The following is a 15,730-nucleotide window of genomic DNA, read 5'->3' as shown; positions in this document are numbered from 1 at the left end:
AAGCGCCGGGCCGCCGCGCTTCTCGCGGGCTACTCGCGGGCCGGCCGGCCCAGTATAACGGCTTTGCCGGCGCCCCCCCGTGTGTGCAAGCCGCGCCGCAATGGGCGGTGCCGGTATACTGACGCGCTTCGCCAGAAAAAAAACCGTCATGGACAGGGCCCCCTCGCCTGTATGCTGAAGCCATTCATCGTTCACCTCGTCGCCTGGTCGGTGCGCCGCGCGGCGTGGGTCATTGCACTCGCGCTCGTACTGGCCGCGCTTTGCGGCGTATACGTCGTCAAACATTTCAAGATCAACACGGACGTCAGCGGCCTCGTCGAAAACGACGCCCAATGGTCCGCGCTCGGCGACGCCATCGATAAAGCCTTCCCGCAGCGCGGCCAGTCGCTGCTCGTGGTCGTCGAGGCCAACGCGCCCGAACTCGCGGACGCCGCCGCCGACAAGCTCGCCGACGCGCTCAAGCAGGACTCGCGCGAATTCAGCGCGGTCTCGCAGCCCGCGGGCGGCCCGTTCTTCGAGCACAACGGCCTCCTGTTCCCGTCCACGGCCGAGGTGCTCTCGACCACGGGCCAGCTCGTGCAGGCCCGCCCGCTCGTCAACCAGCTCGCTAAAGACCCGAGCCTCACCGGTCTGGCCGGCACGCTCACGACCACGCTGCTGCTGCCGCTCACGATCGGCCAGGTGAAACTGCCCGACATGGCGCACCTGCTCGGCAGCGCCGCCGACACGGTCGATCAGGTGCTCGCCGGCAAGCCGGCCGCGTTCTCGTGGCGCGCGCTCGTGGACAAGGATTCGGCCACGCAGCCCGCGTTCGCGTTCGTGACCGTGCAGCCGGTGCTGAATTTCGCGGCGCTGAAGGCGGGCGCGAGCGCCTCGCAGGCGATCCGCGCCACCGCGGCGTCGCTGCATCTCGACAACGAATACGGCGCGCGCGTGCGCCTGACGGGCGAACAGCCGCTCGCCGACGAAGAATTCGCCTCGGTGGAGGACGGTGCGGCGTTCAACGGCGCGCTCACCGCCGTCGTCGTGCTCGCGATCCTCTGGCTCGCGCTGCGCTCGGGCAAGCTGATCGTCGCCGTGCTCATCACGCTCGTGATCGGCCTCGTCATCACGGCCGCGCTCGGTCTCATGATGGTGGGCTCGCTCAACATGCTCTCGGTCGCCTTCATGGTGCTGTTCGTCGGCCTTGGCGTGGACTTCGGCGTGCAGTTCGGCGTGAAGTACCGAGAGGAGCGCTACCAGGACGACCGGCTCGACGCCGCCCTCCTCAAGACGGCGCGCGTGATCGGCGTGCCGCTCACGCTCGCGGCCATCGCCGTGGCGGAAAGCTTCTTTTCCTTCCTGCCCACGGCCTACAAAGGGCTCTCCGAACTCGGCCAGATCGCGGGGGTGGGCATGTTCGTCGCCTACTTCGCGAACATGACCGTGATGCCCGCGCTCATCAGCGTGTTCAAGCCGCGCGGCGAAAAGGCCTCGCCCGGCTTCGCATTTCTCGCGCCGGTGGACCGTTGGCTCGCGGCGCACCGCAAGCCGGTGCTGATCGGCACGCTCATCGTCGTGGTGGGCGCCACGCCGCTCCTCCTGCACCTGCGCTTCGACTTCAACCCGCTGCATCTGAAGGACCCGCACACGGAGTCGATGGCGACGCTGATTGCGCTGAAGAATTCGCCCGTCATCTCGATCAACGACGTGAGCGTGCTCGCGCCCACGCTGGCCGGCGCCGACCAGATCGCCGCGAAGCTCTCGAAGCTGCCGGAAGTGGGGCGCGCCACGACGCTCAGCTCGCTGATCCCCGACGACCAGCAGCAGAAGCTCATGCTGATCTCCGGCGCCGCGCAGCAGTTGCTGCCCGCGCTCACGCAGCAGCCGTCCGCGCCGGCCACCGACGCGGTGCGTGTGGAAACGCTCAAGCGCGCTGCGAACCAGCTTGCGCTCGCGGCCGGCGATCACCCGGGCCCCGGTGCGGCGGAAGCCTCGCATCTGTCCGCCGCGCTCGCGAAACTCGCCAACGCCGACGCGGCCACGCGCGATCGCGCCGAGCAGGCCTTCAGCCTGCCGCTGAAGCTCGCGCTCGCGCAGCTCGCGCGCCTGTTGCAGCCCTCGCCGATCACGCGCGACACGCTGCCGCCCGCGATGGTGCGCGACTGGATCGCGCCGACGGGCCAGGCGATCGTGGAGATCGCGCCGCGCGTGCCGCCAGGCGTCGACCCGAACGACGACCCAATGCTCGCGCGCTTTGCCGACACCGTGAAGGCCGCGGAGCCGGGCGCCATCGGCGGGCCGATCTCGATCCTGCATTCGGCGAACGTGATCATCCTCGCGTTTCTCGAGGCGGCGGCCTGGTCCGTCGTGCTCATCACCATCCTGCTGTGGATCACGCTGCGCCAGTTCAGCGACGTGCTGCGCACGCTCATCCCGCTGCTGGTTTCGGCGCTCGTGACGCTGGAGCTTTGCGTGGTGCTCGGCATCCAGCTCAATTTCGCGAATATCATCGCGCTGCCGCTGATGCTGGGCGTGGGCGTCGCGTTCAAGATCTACTTCGTGATGGCGTGGCGCGAGGGCCAGACGGGCCTGCTCCATTCGAGCCTCACACACGCAGTGCTGTTTTCCGCGGCGACCACGGCCACCGCGTTCGGGAGCCTCTGGCTCTCGCACCATCCGGGTACGTCGAGCATGGGCAAGCTGCTCGCGCTCTCGCTCTTCTGTACGCTGATCGGCGCCGTGGTGTTCCAGCCGGTGCTGATGGGCAAACCGCGCGTGACAAAACGCAAAAGATCGCAACTCCAGGGAATCGACCAATGAAAAACAAACGAGCCGCGCTGGGCATGGCGGCGGCGACCCTGACGCTCCTCGCGGCGTCGGGCTGCGCCACGGGCCCCGACCGCAAGCCGGAAGACCCGTTCGAGCCTGCGAACCGCGCGATCTTCAAGTTCAACGACGTCATCGACCGCACCATCGCGCAGCCGGTCGCGAAAGGCTATACGAAGGTGACGCCGCAGCCGCTGCGCCAGGCGATCAGCAACTTCTTTTCGAACCTGGGCGACGTGAGCAACTTCGCCAACGACCTGCTGCAACTGAAGATCACCGACGCCACCGAGGACCTGATGCGCCTCGCGATGAACACGACCTTCGGCGTGGGCGGTCTGGTCGACTTCGCGACGCCCGCCGGGCTGCCGAAGCACCACCAGGACTTCGGCCTCACGATGGGGCGCTACGGCATTCCCGCCGGGCCGTATCTCGTGCTGCCGCTGTTCGGGCCGAGCGACGTGCGCGACGGCATCGGCATGGCCGTCGACGTGAAATTCAACGTGCTCAACTACATCGAGCCGGCCGTGCGCAATCCGCTCTACATCGCGCAGTTCATCAGCACGCGGGCGGACCTGCTCGGCGCCACCGACCTGCTCTCGCAGGCGGCGCTCGACAAGTACTCGTTCGTGCGCGATGCCTACCGCCAGCAGCGCGAATCGCTGCTGCGCGGCTCGCAGTCGGACAACCAGAGCCTGCCGAACTATGGCGATCCGGGGCAGTCGGGTTCCGCCAGCCCCGGCAATTCGAACGGGCTACCGAACTACGAGGATCCGGGCGATACGGGCAATACGGGCGGCGCCGAGGGCTCGAGCGCGACAGGAGGCAAAGGCGCAGACAAGGGCGGGGCGAACAACGGTCTGCCGGATTACTACGACCCGGGCAAATCGGGCGCGAGCGGCACGGCGGCGGCTGGCGCTGCTGCGGGCGGTGCGGGCACGGCCGGTGCCGTTACGGGCGCCGCGGCTCCCGGTGCCGCGTCAGGCGCGGCCACGGCGGCTGCGCCAGCGGTGGCATCGGCTGCGGCGGCCGCTTCGGGCGCTGCCGCCCAGGCACCTGCTGCCGCGTCGGCCGACAGTGCCGCGAATGCCGTCACCAGGCCCGCTGCACCGGCTCCGGCCTCCGCGCCCTGACGCGTTGCGAGATCGGTTTCGACGATGTAAAAACCTCGACAGACATAACGTCTGCCGAGGTTTTTTCTTTTCCGGTTTCGGAACGCAGCCGAAAGAGCAAGCGTGTCAGTGCACCGCGTCCGCTTCGCTCGGCTCGATGGCCGCATCGGCCGCCGCGTGGGCGGTCTGACGATAGCGCGCATAGGCTTCGTCGGCGTAGCGGATGCGCTCGCGTCCATGCGGCGCGGGCTTGCCGTCTTCGCCAAGGTTCACGAACACCATCTTTTCGATCGTCAGGATGCTCTTGCGCGTGATCTTGTTGCGCACTTCGCAGCGCAGCGTGATCGACGTGCGGCCGAAGTCCGTAGCCGTCATCCCGAGCTCGATGATGTCGCCCTGGCGCGCGGAGCTGACAAAGTTGATCTCCGAGATGAACTTCGTCACCACGCGCTGATTGTCGAACTGGCAAATGGCGTAGATGGCGGCTTCTTCGTCGATCCAGCGCAGCAGGCTGCCGCCGAACAGCGTGCCGTTCGGATTCAGGTCTTCAGGCTTGACCCACTTGCGAGTGTGAAAATTCATGATTGGCAACTCCCGGCAATTTGATCCGACCCCGTACAACATCGAAAAATCAGGGTTAACACCTAAATCATAACAAAAATAAGGGTTTTCCCTAGGATTTCAATATTCCGGATGAATCAGGCGGGAAAGAGCGCGCCAGAGGCCGCCAGCGCGCGCCGCGCGGCGGCGAGCGTCTGCCGCGCAGCCTTGGCGTCGGCGGCGACGCGCAGCAGGCCGCCGAGCTGCAACGGCGCGCGCGCAAGCTCGCGCAGGACCGGCAGCACGGCCGTCGTGCCATCGTCGCGCAGGCCGGCCATCGCCGCCTTCGGCAGGCTGCGCCAGGCCGGGTCGACAATCGCGCGGCATACCGCGAACGGCAGCCCGCGTTCGGCGGCGGCGGCCGCCGCCAGGTGCGATTCCATGTCGACGGCGAGCGCGCCGTCCGTCGAGCGATGCAACAAGGCCTTCTCGCTCGCGCCGGTCAGCGGGGCCGTGACCGCCGCCTCCACGCCGCGCCGCACGCGCGCCGCGAGCGGCGACGCCGCCAGCGCCCCGGCAAGCCGCGCCGTCCAGGCGGGGTCGGTGGCGATCCGGCCGAACGGACCTTCCACGGCGTCGGCAATGACGAGCGTGCCCGGCTCCAGATCGGGTGCGAGCCCCCCTGCCGTACCGAAACTCACGATGCCCGAGGCGCCGCGATCGAGCGCCGCCTGCAGCGCGCGCTCGAGCAGATCGGCGCGTGCCGCATAAACCGCCACGACGCCGTCGCGCCCATCGCCTTGCGCAATGGCCGCCTCGAACGCCATGCCTGCGACGGCGATAACAGGCCGCGCAGGCGTCGCGCCTGCGCGCATGGGTGCCGCTGCCCCCGCCATCACATTCCGACCGTCACGAACGTCGTGCCGCTGCGCTTGAGGTTGCGATAGCGCGCGAGCGCCCACAGCGGGAAGAACTTGCGATAGCCGTGGTAGCGCAGATAGAACACGCGCGGAAAGCCCGTTGCCGTGAAGCGCGTTTCGTCCCAGAGGCCGTGCTCGCGCTGCTCCCTCTGCAGCCATTCGATGCCGCGCGCCACCGCCGGGTGGTTCACCGCACCGGCCGCCATCAGGCCGAGCAGCGCCCACGCCGTCTGCGACGCCACGCTCGGCGCGCGTTCGTAGCCACGGTAGTCGAGCTTGTAGCTCGTGCCGTCCTCGCCCCAGCCGCCGTCCTCGTTCTGGATCTGCACGAGCCAGTTCACGGCGCGCTTCATGCGCGGGTCGTCGTGCGAGAGGCCGGCCGCGTTCAGCGCGCACAGCGCGGTCCACGTGCCGTAGATGTAGTTCATGCCCCAGCGGCCGTACCAACTGCCGTCGGCTTCCTGGTCTTCGAGGATGTAGTGGTACGCGAGGCGCGCCGGCTCGCTCGCGGCCGGCAACTCGCCGAGCTGCGCGAGCATCGAGAGGCAGCGGCCCGAAACGTCGACCGTGGGCGGATCGAGCAGCGCGCCGTGGTCCGAGAACGGGATGTTGTTCAGGTAGTACTGCGTGTTCTCCGGCTCGAACGCGCCCCAGCCGCCGTTGCTGCTCTGCATGCCCACGACCCATTCGCGCGCGCGGGCAATCGGTTCGTCGTACGAGCGGGTCTTGTCGAGCACGTCCACGCGGTGCATCGCCATCGCGACGACCGCCGTGTCGTCCACGTCGGGGTAGTGCGGATTCGCGTACTGGAAGGCCCAGCCGCCCGGGCGAATGTCGGGGCGGCGCGAGATCCAGTCGCCGCGCACGTCGAGAATCTGCAGCGGGCGCAGCCATTCCAGACCGCGGCGCGCAGCGTCCTCGGCGCGGGCCTCGCCCGTTTCGAGGAGGGCATGCGCGGCCAGCGACGTGTCCCACACCGGCGAGAGACAGGGCTGGCAATAGGCCTCGTCCTCGTGGATCACGAGCAGCTTCTCGACCGACTGGCGAGCGATGGCGCGGTGCGGGTGATCGGCCGGATAGCCGAGCACGTCGTACATCATCACGCTGTTCGCCATGGCCGGGAAAATCGCGCCCAGGCCGTCCTCGCCGTTCAGGCGCTCGCCGACGAAGGCCACGGCCGCGTCGATCGCGCGCTGGCGCAGGTAGTTCGGAAAGAGCGGATCGGCCACGCGCAGCACGCCGTCCACGGCGCGGAAGAAGGCGAACCAGCCCTTGCTCTGGTGTCCCGCGCGCTTGTTGAGGCCCGTGGAAACGGGCGCGCCGTGGAACAGCTCGTCGATGCGCACGCCGCGCGGATTCTTCGCCACCGGGCGCTTCGCGTTCAGCACGAGCAGCGGCACGATCACCGTGCGCGCCCAGTACGACACCTTCGAGAGGTGGAACGGGAACCACTTCGGCAGCAGCGTGATCTCGACCGGCATCATCGGCACCGCGTACCACGTCACCACGCCGAAGAGCGCGAGCAGGATGCGCGTGAAGACGTTCACGGCTTCCGCGCCGCCCGCCGCGAGGATCGCCTGGCGCGCGCGCGCCATGTGCTCGGCATCCTCCGCGTCGCCGATCATCTTCAGCGCGAAATAGGCCTTCACGCTCGCGCTCACGTCCATGGCGCCGTCCGTGAAGAGCGGCCAGCCGCCGTCCGGCAACTGGATGCGGCGCAGATAGCGCGCGATCTTCTGTTCGAGCTTCAGGTTCGGCGTCTCGCCGAGGTAGTGGACGAGCAGCACGTATTCGGCCGGGATCGTCGCGTCGGCTTCGAGCTCGTAGACCCAGTGGCCGTCGGCTTGCTGATGCGCGAGCAGCGCGTCGGTCGCGCGCATGACCGCGGCGTCGAGGGCGTCGGCCGGTGCCGCAGCGGGTGCCATCGCAGGTGCCATCGCTGACACTGCGGGCACGACGTCGGCCGACGGATCGGCGGCGGTGGCGAGGCCGCTCGCGAGGTCTTCGGTCGGCATGGCTTGGGAAAGGTCGTTCATCGGCGTTCCATATTTTCTGTCAGCAGCAGATCCGCGGCCTTGCGGCCGGAGCGGATCGCGCCTTCGATCGTCGCGGGCAGACCGGTAGCCGTCCAGTCGCCTGCAAGCATCAGGTTGTTCCAGCGGGTGCGCGTCGCGGGACGGCGCAGCTCCTCTTCGGGCACGGGCGCGAAGGTCGCGCGCGGCTCGGCCACGATCTGCCAGGGCGGCAAGGGGTCGGGCGGCAGCGTGGCCGCGGCGGCCAGGTCTGCCCAGACTCTGGTGGCGAGCGTTTCGGCCGGCAGGTCGAGCACCGCCTGGGCGTCGTGGATCGTGGCCGACACGCGCCGGGGCGCGGCCATCAGCCAGTCGGCCGTGCCGTGCACGAGGGCCATCGGCGTGGCGAGCCCCGGCGGCGGCTCCACGGCGAAATGCACGCAGACAACCGCCGTGTGGCGCCGCGGCGTCTGGATCGCGGGCACGAGCGCGGCGGCCGCCGCCGGCGGCACGGCCAGCACGACCGCCTCGCCTTCGGCCAGCGCCACGCGGTCCGCCGCGAAATCGAGCGCGGCGACGCGGCCCGCCGCGTCGTCGTACACGATCTCCCTGAGCGGCGCGTCGAGCCGGATGGCCGCGCCGCCGTGCTGAAGCATGCGCAGGGCCGGATCGACGAACGCGCTCGACAAGCCGTTCTTCGCAAAGAGCGGCCGCAAGGCGTCGCCGCCCGCCGCCAGCACCTCGCGCAGCAGGGTCGCCGCGAGTTCGGCGCTCGCCCCGCGTGGCTCGATATTGAGCGCCGCGAGAAAGAACGGGCGCAGCAGCCGGTCCCACAAGGTGCCGTCGCAGCGCATGCTCTGCGCGAGCGTGCGCCCCGGCTTGGCGAACAGGAGCGGCAGCAGCGCGAGGTAGTCGGCGGTCCTCGTGCCCGGCACGCGCGCATCCGTGTCGCCGATCCAGAACGGCACGCGGCTGCGCGAGAAGCGCACGCTCCAGCGTGCGTGCGCCGCAAGATCCATGAACGCGAAGCCGGGCTGCGCCGGACCGACGAGCTCGTCGGCCGCACCGATCGCGCGCGCGTAGTCGACGATCGCCGCGTGACCCGCCAGCATCAGGTGATTACCGCTGTCGAGCGTCGCGCCGAGCGTGCGGTCGTAATACGAGCGGCACCGTCCGCCCGCCTGCGAAGCCGCCTCGTAAAGCGCGATCTGCACGCCGCGCCGCTGCAGCCGCACCGCCGCCGCGAGGCCCGCGAGCCCCGCGCCGATCACGTGGACGAGCCTCAGTGGCATCAGAACAGCGCGTAGCGCGCGACGATCCACATCAGCCGCGCTTTCGGCTTGCTGACTTTCGTGCGCGGCAGGTCGAAACCGCGCGCGAGGGTGCGTTCGAGCAGCACGCGATAGACGCCCGACATGATGCGCGGAGCCTTCACGTGGGCACGCGGCGCCGCGTCCATGATCGCGTCGGCTTGCGCGAAATGCTGCTTCGCCCGCTCGGCGAGCGTCGCGCATACGCCCGGCAGCGCCGGATCGGCCGCGATCCGGTGTGGGTTCGTCGCCCCGATGCCTTCGCGCGCGAGCAGCTCGCGCGGCAGGTAGCAGCGGTTGATGTCCGCGTCCTCGTCGATATCGCGCAGGATGTTCGTGAGCTGCAGCGCGCGGCCCAGGTGGTGCGACAGCGCGATGCCCGGCGCCTCGTCCATCCCGAATATCCTCACCGACAGGCGGCCCGCCGCGCTCGCCACGCGGTCGCAGTAGAGATCGAGCGTCGCTTCGTCGGGCGCGCAGATGTCTTCGGCGGCGTCCATCGCCATGCCGTCGATCATCGCGTGGAAGTCGTCGCGGCGCAGGCCGAACGTATGGATCTGCCGCGTCAGCGACGCCAGCGCCGCGGGCGGCGTACCGGCGTAGCACGCGTCGATGTCGGCGCGCCAGCGGTCGAGCCCCGCCGCGCGTTCGGCGCGCGGCAGGTCGCTGTCCGCGATGTCGTCCACGGCGCGGCAGAACGCGTACACCTGGTACATGGCGTCGCGCTGCGCGGCGGGCAGGATGCGCATCGCCAGATAAAACGAGCTGCCCGACGAAGCGGCAGCGGCGTCGGTTTGTTGTGTATCGTCCACGACGAGGTTGGAAACGGCCAAGACGATCTCCGCTGGAGGCGCCCGCATGCGGGGCGTTTCAGATATTCGGGCCCGCAATGCTGCGGGTCGCCCGCGCGCGCGGCCACGCGCGAGGCAGCCGGCCGCGGGACGTCCTGGAGACGTGCGCGCAGGGCCGGAAACGGGCCAAAGTATAACAATCTTTGCCTGCTGCCGCCCGCAAAGCCCCGGCGTACGGGCCGCGATGCCCGTCCTGCGGCAACACGGCCGCGGGGCTCCGACGAACCCGCTGCGAATCAGGCGAGCGCGACGGACCGGTTGCGCCCCTGGCGCTTGGCGCGATAAAGGGCCGCATCGGCCTCGCTGACCATGCCTTCGTAGCCGGACGTGCCGGTGCGCGCCGTGGCGGCGCCGACGCTCGCCGTCACGGGGACGACGACGCCCTGCACTTCGATCGGCGCATCGCCGATGGCATGCCGGATCTTCTCGGCCACCCGCATGGCGTCGCCCAGCGGCGTGCAGGGCAGCATGAGCGCGAACTCCTCCCCGCCGAAGCGGCCGAACACGTCCTGCTTGCGCACGACGTTGGCCACCCGCTGCGCCATCACGCGCAGCACCGTGTCGCCGGCAACGTGGCCGAACTGGTCGTTGATTTTCTTGAAGTGGTCGAGATCGAACAGCAACACGGACAACTCGCCGCCGTGCCGCTGCCAGCGCGAAAACTCCTCCGAGAGGCGCGTCTCGAAGTAGCGCCGGTTGGCAATGCCGGTCAGGCCGTCGCGGTCGGCATAGTCGCGCAGCTTGGCCACGGCCTCCTCGCGCTCGCGCTGCATGACGCTCACGTGCGTCACGTCGGAGATCGTCACGCAGACCGCGATCACCTCGCGCTCGCGCATGAGCGGCATGAAGGTGCAGTCCTGCTGCATGTAGTCCACACCGCCCGTGATGGGCCGGTCGTGGTCGAAGCGGAACAGGTAGGGACGCTGCTCCCACGAGCTGAAGGCGAAGCTGCCGAGCTGGAACACGCTTTCGACCTTGCGCGTGAGCCACGCGTGCGGCAGATCGGGGAACGTTTCGAAGATCGACCGGCCGATCACTTCGTCGGCATTGCGCCCGCTATGATCCTGCATGAAACGGTTCCACATCAGAACCTTCATCTCGCGATCCAGCACGAACAGGCCGAAACCCACCCGTTCGACCACGAGATCCGACAGCGACGGCGAGCCAGCGTGTGCGTTCATAGACTATGCAGCATGGTGTCGATCGCCCGGCTCACGTAATGGATGGATTCCTCGGCCATCAGCATGACGAGATGGGCGCGGAACCGCTGGTCCTCCAGTGCGAAGTTCACTTCGACGAGCAGGGCGAGGTCCCAGGCGAGCAGCCCCGGCTGGAACACTTCGTCGAGCGTGATCTGCTCGCCGAGCAGCCCCGGGGCCGTGAAGACCGGCAGGCGGCCGAGCTGGTCGAGCATCGACGAGACGCACGCGCCGGTCAGCACGTTCGCGACGTCGTAAATCAGTTCTTCTTCGGTGAGCGTTTCGGTGGCCGTTTCGGTAAAGGCGCCGCCGATCAGTTGGCCGAGTTCGGCGATCTCGCCGCTGCGGCAGATCACGAGCGCCTCGCCCTTGATCTCCGAGCGGAAGCCCTGGCGCACGGCCGTTACCGGACCGTCGATGCCGGTCATCTCGCGCAACGCCTGCGCGGCTTCGCGCACGGCGACCACGCGCACGCGCGGCACCGAAAGCTCGATGAACGCGTCGAGCAGCCTCGACAGCCGCGTGGCCGCCTGTCCCATGCCGAGATTGGCGATTTCCTGGAGCGCGTCGCGCTGCAATTCCGTGAAGACTGGATCAGGCATACAACCCGTACTCCTTGAGGATGGGTAGCAGCGCCTCCTGGGTGACCGGCTTCGCGACGAACGCCACCGCACCGAGCGAACGCACGCGCTCCTGCGCGAGCGGCTGGATATCGGCGGACACCACGATCACGAACGAGTTCAGATCCTCGCTCTGCAAGGCTTCGAGGACCTGGAACCCCGTCATGTCGGGCATCGTGAGGTCGAGAAACATGACCGCTGCACGGCCGGCGCGATAGTGAGCAAGCGCCTCGTGTCCGTTCGACGCGTACGAAATCTCGACGTCCCAATCCTCGGGCAGCGCCCTCGTGAGCACCTTGCGGGCAAGCAGCGAATCGTCGGCGATCACGATGGGCAAGGACATGAGTATGCTAATTGACTGTGCGTTGGACGGAATGCATTAGGACGGTTTAACGGCGGCGCGAGCGCTTTCTTTAGGCGCGACGCTCCCATTTGACGTGACCGCGATTCTCGAATCATTCGGAGTGAAATGCAACTCGCCGATAACAGCGAAATGGACGGAATCGACTCCAGTTTCACGATTTACTGGAAATAATCGATCACGTTCCGAAATAAATATCGGCGATTATGCTTTTGTGTACGTTTGCGCTTCGTGAAATTTCGCGAATTGGATTTCCGGGGAAAAATCTCTCCCCATGCAAGGTCGGCTTCGCCGGCAGGGATGCCGCGGGTCGACCGGCCGAGGGACCAGCGCGGGGGCGCGGTCGTTTATGATGTCGTCAGCTTCTGTTGCCCGCTTTAGCCTTTCCGGCTCTTTGCAAGATGACTCCTGACCGTCCCGTACGGCCCGACGATCGCACGCCCCCGCCGCACCGCAACGACGAGCCGCCGTTTCCGGCGGCGCCCGGCCACGACTTCACGGTCCGCCGCCGCACGCTGATCGCGCTCCTGATCGCCGCGATCGTGCTGCCGTGCGTCTATGTCGCCGCCATGGCTTACAACGACCTTCGCACGCGCGAAGCCGACGCCGCCGACACCACGCTGCGCACCGTGCGCGTGGCGGAAGAGCACGCGCTGAAGGTGTTCGACCTGAACGAGGCGCTCGATGCGCGCGTCGTGGACCTCATGCAGGGACTCGACGACGACGGTATCCGCGCCGACGAAACCCAGTTCCACGCGAAGCTCGATGCCATCGGCGGCGGCTACCCGCAGGTCGCGTCCGTGTCGATCTTCGGGCGCGACGGCGAGCTGCTCGCGAGCAGCCGCTATTCCCCGCCGCCGCCCGTCTCGATTGCCGGGCGGGAAGATTTCATCGGCATTCGTGCCGGCCGCACGGTCGATCATGTCTCGCGCGTGATGGTGGGGGCGATAAGCGGTGAAACCGTATTCAACATGAGCGTCGCGCGCGCGGACGCCGCGGGCGACTTCGCGGGGATCGTCTCCGTCGCGCTGCGCACCGGCTACTTCAGCGCGTTCTACCGCGAACTGCTGGGCGCCGGCTCGCCGATGGACATGGGCCTCGTGCGCAGCGACGGCTCGATTCTCGCGTTCTATCCGCCGCCGCGCGCGGACGCGACCTCGGTCACGTCCCCTTCGCCGCTCTCCGTGGCGCTCGCGCGCGGCGCGGAGAGCGGCGTCGTGCGCATGCACTCGCGGCTCGTCAACGACGACGTGATCCTCGCGTACCGGCGTGTCGGCTCCTATCCCGTGTACGTGTCGTGCGGCTATCGCACGTCGGAGATCTGGGCCGCCTGGTGGACGCACCTGAGCGTGCTGCTGGTTTCGATGTTCACGCCCTCCGTGGCGCTCTGGTGCGTGATCTGGCTCTCGCTGCGCCGCCTCGCCGCCGAGGAGGAAGCCTGGGAGCGCTGGCAGGCCGAAGCGTCGATGCGGCGCTCGATCGAATCGGCCTACCGGCAGGCGCGCAAGATGGAGGCGCTCGGCAACCTGGTCGGCAGCGTCGCGCACGACTTCAACAATCTGCTGATGATCGTTTCGGCAAACGTCCAGATCGCGCGGCGGCGCGGCGCGGCGGGGCTCGAGCGCGAGCTCTCCGCGGTCGAGCGCGCGCTCAAGAGCGGACAGTCGCTCACGCGGCAGTTGCTCGGCGTCGCGCGCAAGCAGCCGCTGCGCAACGAGACCATCCACGTCGGACGCTGGCTGCCGGCCTCCCGCGAACTGCTGCGCGCCTCGCTCGGCGCGAAGGTGTCGCTCGTCGTCGATATCGACGAGGAAGTGTGGCCCGTGCTCGTCGACGTCGCCGAGTTCGAGCTCGCGCTGATCAACCTCGCCGTCAACGCGCGCGACGCCATGCCCAACGGCGGGCGCTTCACGGTAAGCGCGCGCAATATCAGCTTCCGGCCCGGCGAGGGCTTTCCGCTCGACGGCGATTTCGTGCAGATCTCGCTGGAAGATACGGGCTCCGGCATGCCGCCCGAAGTGCTCGCGCGCGCCTTCGAGCCGCTCTACACGACCAAGCCGAAGGGCATGGGGACGGGGCTGGGGCTGCCGCAGGTGTTCGCGTTCTGCGAACGCTCGGGCGGTCTCGCGGCCATCGACAGCGCGATCGGCGCGGGCACCTCGGTGCACCTCTACCTGCCGCGCGCGCTCCATGCACCGGCGACCCAGCGCGCGCCCGAACCGCGCGCGGACGAGGTTCGACAGCCCCAGGGGCTGCGCGTCCTGCTCGTGGAAGACAACGACGAAGTCGCCGCCGGCACCGAGGCGCTGCTGCAGATGATGGGCCACGAGGTGACCTGCGCCAACGACGCCGCGAGCGCGCAGCGTCTCATCGAAGAAGCGCGCGCCGTTAACGGGAGCGCGCCGCGCTTCGACCTCATGATCTCGGACATCCACATGCCGGGCGAGATGAACGGCATCGATCTCGCCGAGGCGGTGCAGTCCATCGAGCCGGCGCTGCCGATCATCCTCGTGACCGGCTACGCGGAAGAACTCGAGCGCGCGCGCCACGCCGAGGTGCGGGTGCTGTCGAAGCCGTTCGATATCGGCCTGCTCGAAAAGATGCTGGAGCAGATTCAGCGCGAGCAGCCGTCACGCGCCAGGCGGGAGCGCGACGCGACGCTTTGAGGGGCGCGCGGCACGAAGATTGCGGCACCGGGCGACGCACGATGCAGGATCGGGCGCATCATGTGAGCAACCGATGCAACCCATCGAGGAGGGTGCCATGAGACAGACCGTAACCGGCCGCTTCAGGACCTGGGACGACGCGCGCCATGCGCAGGACGTGCTGTTGCACCAGGGCTTCGCAGCGGGCGACATCGAACTGCCGGCGCATGCGCCGGGCGTGCTGGCGGGAATCGAGCGCCTCATGGCGAGCTTCTTTGCCACGGAACACCGCGTGGGCGGTGCGCCTCATACCCTGGACGACAAGGTCCTGCTTGCCGTCCACGTCATGGACGACGCGCACGCCGAGCTGGCCTGCGCGACCCTCGGCGCGGAGCATGCCGTCGAAGTCGCAATTCGTACCGACCCGTGGAGCTGGGCGACGCCCGACGAGTCGCCGGCGCGCGAGCGTTCGGCCCTCGACGAACTGGGCCTCGCCGACCTGGCCACCGCCGTGTGGCGCCGGACGATGACGCAGCCGTCCCCCGAGCACGACGCGCCGCGGCAGCCAGCGCCCCGGGCGCAGGCGCCATCATGGGCCACGCCGTCGAAGTGCCGGGCGCGCCCGTCGCGACGCAGCCGGAGAAGGACGTCGCCCCGCAGATTCCCGACGAGTTTCTCGAATACGAGGACGACACGCCGGCGCACCACCGGACGCTGCATTGAGCGACCGCGGCGGCGCGGGGGAGAACGCAACTGGCGTCAGCGTCCGAGCTGAAGCTTGACCCACTCGACGTAACGATCGACGAAGGTCTGCAGGAACTTGCGCGTGTCGTCGTTGAGAATCTCGCCCTTTTCGTTGACGCGGCTGCCGTCGTGCTTGATGTACATCTCGGGCTGGGCAAGCAGCGCGACATCGAGATAGGCGAGAACATTGCGCAGATGCTGCTGCGCGAGCGCCGTGCCGGTCGCGCCGACCGACGTGCCCAGCATGGCGGCCGGCTTGCCCCCCCATGAATTCTTGCCCCACGGACGCGAGCCCCAGTCGAGCGCGTTCTTCAGCACGCCCGGCATCGAGCGGTTGTACTCGGGCGTGACGAACAGCAACGCGTCGGACGATTCGATCTGCTGCTTGAACTGGCGCGCGATCTCGGGAAAGTCGGGATCGTAGTCCTGGCTATAGAGCGGCAGCACGCCGATGTCGAGAAACTCGAAAGAAAAATCCGCCGGCGCCAGCGAAATGATCGCATGCGCAAGCTGCCGGTTGAAGGATTCCTTGCGCAGACTGCCAACCACGACTGCAATTCGATAAGCCATTTGAGTGTCCCCGGTTGCACGCATGAAGCGCGGTGGAAGGA

At 68.4% G+C, this 15,730-nt stretch carries 13 protein-coding genes; 4 read left to right on the top strand and 9 right to left on the bottom strand.

The window, feature by feature from the left end; translation table 11 throughout:
• Positions 1-171: 171 nt before the first annotated feature.
• Together hpnN and WJ542_RS23785 are read left to right on the top strand one after the other, a co-directional pair.
• A complete protein-coding gene (hpnN, locus tag WJ542_RS23790; protein WP_411191931.1) occupies positions 172-2,802 on the top strand; it encodes a hopanoid transporter HpnN in 2,631 nt (876 codons plus the stop codon).
• Positions 2,799-3,938 (top strand): MlaA family lipoprotein, encoded by a 1,140-nt coding sequence (locus tag WJ542_RS23785; RefSeq protein ID WP_411191930.1) that lies wholly within the window; start codon positions 2,799-2,801, stop codon positions 3,936-3,938. Before hpnN ends, WJ542_RS23785 begins: the two co-directional genes overlap by 4 nt.
• A gap of 105 nt (positions 3,939-4,043) precedes the next feature.
• Here WJ542_RS23785 and WJ542_RS23780 read toward each other — a convergent pair whose 3' ends face one another.
• The 8 genes from WJ542_RS23780 to WJ542_RS23745 form a co-directional block, all read right to left on the bottom strand.
• Complete coding sequence (locus WJ542_RS23780) at positions 4,044-4,499, bottom strand: acyl-CoA thioesterase (RefSeq protein ID WP_411191929.1); 456 nt, start codon at positions 4,497-4,499, stop codon at positions 4,044-4,046.
• Between the two features lie 116 nt (positions 4,500-4,615).
• Positions 4,616-5,332, bottom strand: coding sequence for a phosphorylase (locus tag WJ542_RS23775; RefSeq protein WP_411191928.1), 717 nt, complete (start codon positions 5,330-5,332; stop codon positions 4,616-4,618).
• Between the two features lie 20 nt (positions 5,333-5,352).
• Positions 5,353-7,413 carry a squalene--hopene cyclase gene (shc, locus tag WJ542_RS23770; RefSeq protein WP_411191927.1) on the bottom strand — a complete coding sequence of 687 codons (2,061 nt, stop codon included), beginning with the start codon at positions 7,411-7,413 and terminating at the stop codon, positions 5,353-5,355.
• Positions 7,410-8,681: a hydroxysqualene dehydroxylase HpnE gene (hpnE, locus tag WJ542_RS23765; RefSeq protein ID WP_411191926.1), complete on the bottom strand. Its 1,272-nt coding sequence runs from the start codon at positions 8,679-8,681 to the stop codon at positions 7,410-7,412. The genes shc and hpnE overlap by 4 nt, the downstream gene beginning before the upstream one ends.
• Entirely contained in the window at positions 8,681-9,532 is an 852-nt protein-coding gene (gene hpnD / locus WJ542_RS23760) for a presqualene diphosphate synthase HpnD (protein ID WP_411191925.1), read from the bottom strand. The genes hpnE and hpnD overlap by 1 nt, the downstream gene beginning before the upstream one ends.
• Before the next feature lie 254 nt (positions 9,533-9,786).
• A complete protein-coding gene (locus tag WJ542_RS23755; RefSeq protein ID WP_411191924.1) occupies positions 9,787-10,731 on the bottom strand; it encodes a sensor domain-containing diguanylate cyclase in 945 nt (314 codons plus the stop codon).
• Positions 10,728-11,351 (bottom strand): chemotaxis protein CheC, encoded by a 624-nt coding sequence (locus tag WJ542_RS23750; RefSeq protein WP_411191923.1) that lies wholly within the window; start codon positions 11,349-11,351, stop codon positions 10,728-10,730. The genes WJ542_RS23755 and WJ542_RS23750 overlap by 4 nt, the downstream gene beginning before the upstream one ends.
• Positions 11,344-11,712 (bottom strand): response regulator, encoded by a 369-nt coding sequence (locus WJ542_RS23745; RefSeq protein ID WP_411191922.1) that lies wholly within the window; start codon positions 11,710-11,712, stop codon positions 11,344-11,346. The genes WJ542_RS23750 and WJ542_RS23745 overlap by 8 nt, the downstream gene beginning before the upstream one ends.
• Before the next feature lie 419 nt (positions 11,713-12,131).
• On the opposite strand from WJ542_RS23745, the gene WJ542_RS23740 reads away from it, so the two are divergent.
• Both WJ542_RS23740 and WJ542_RS23735 read left to right on the top strand, forming a co-directional pair.
• Positions 12,132-14,396 carry a hybrid sensor histidine kinase/response regulator gene (locus WJ542_RS23740; RefSeq protein ID WP_411191921.1) on the top strand — a complete coding sequence of 755 codons (2,265 nt, stop codon included), beginning with the start codon at positions 12,132-12,134 and terminating at the stop codon, positions 14,394-14,396.
• A gap of 97 nt (positions 14,397-14,493) precedes the next feature.
• Positions 14,494-15,150: a hypothetical protein gene (locus tag WJ542_RS23735; protein ID WP_411191920.1), complete on the top strand. Its 657-nt coding sequence runs from the start codon at positions 14,494-14,496 to the stop codon at positions 15,148-15,150.
• On the opposite strand, the gene WJ542_RS23730 is transcribed toward WJ542_RS23735, so the two are convergent.
• Positions 15,135-15,689 carry an NADPH-dependent FMN reductase gene (locus WJ542_RS23730; protein ID WP_411191919.1) on the bottom strand — a complete coding sequence of 185 codons (555 nt, stop codon included), beginning with the start codon at positions 15,687-15,689 and terminating at the stop codon, positions 15,135-15,137. The genes WJ542_RS23735 and WJ542_RS23730 overlap by 16 nt on opposite strands.
• Positions 15,690-15,730 lie beyond the last annotated feature (41 nt).

It is taken from the genome of Paraburkholderia yinzeri (assembly GCF_046581065.1).
Taxonomy (GTDB): Bacteria; Pseudomonadota; Gammaproteobacteria; order Burkholderiales; family Burkholderiaceae; genus Paraburkholderia.
This window is presented reverse-complemented; position numbering and strand designations above follow the sequence as displayed.

Coding starts and splice junctions, on each gene's coding strand:
- WJ542_RS23740 (WP_411191921.1), top strand. CDS start 12,132: ATGACTCCTGACCGTCCCGTACGGCCCGACGATCGCACGCCCCCGCCG.
- hpnE (WP_411191926.1), bottom strand. CDS start 8,681: ATGCCACTGAGGCTCGTCCACGTGATCGGCGCGGGGCTCGCGGGCCTC.
- WJ542_RS23730 (WP_411191919.1), bottom strand. CDS start 15,689: ATGGCTTATCGAATTGCAGTCGTGGTTGGCAGTCTGCGCAAGGAATCC.
- WJ542_RS23755 (WP_411191924.1), bottom strand. CDS start 10,731: ATGAACGCACACGCTGGCTCGCCGTCGCTGTCGGATCTCGTGGTCGAA.
- hpnN (WP_411191931.1), top strand. CDS start 172: ATGCTGAAGCCATTCATCGTTCACCTCGTCGCCTGGTCGGTGCGCCGC.
- WJ542_RS23745 (WP_411191922.1), bottom strand. CDS start 11,712: ATGTCCTTGCCCATCGTGATCGCCGACGATTCGCTGCTTGCCCGCAAG.
- WJ542_RS23750 (WP_411191923.1), bottom strand. CDS start 11,351: ATGCCTGATCCAGTCTTCACGGAATTGCAGCGCGACGCGCTCCAGGAA.
- WJ542_RS23735 (WP_411191920.1), top strand. CDS start 14,494: ATGAGACAGACCGTAACCGGCCGCTTCAGGACCTGGGACGACGCGCGC.
- WJ542_RS23785 (WP_411191930.1), top strand. CDS start 2,799: ATGAAAAACAAACGAGCCGCGCTGGGCATGGCGGCGGCGACCCTGACG.
- WJ542_RS23775 (WP_411191928.1), bottom strand. CDS start 5,332: ATGCGCGCAGGCGCGACGCCTGCGCGGCCTGTTATCGCCGTCGCAGGC.
- shc (WP_411191927.1), bottom strand. CDS start 7,413: ATGAACGACCTTTCCCAAGCCATGCCGACCGAAGACCTCGCGAGCGGC.
- WJ542_RS23780 (WP_411191929.1), bottom strand. CDS start 4,499: ATGAATTTTCACACTCGCAAGTGGGTCAAGCCTGAAGACCTGAATCCG.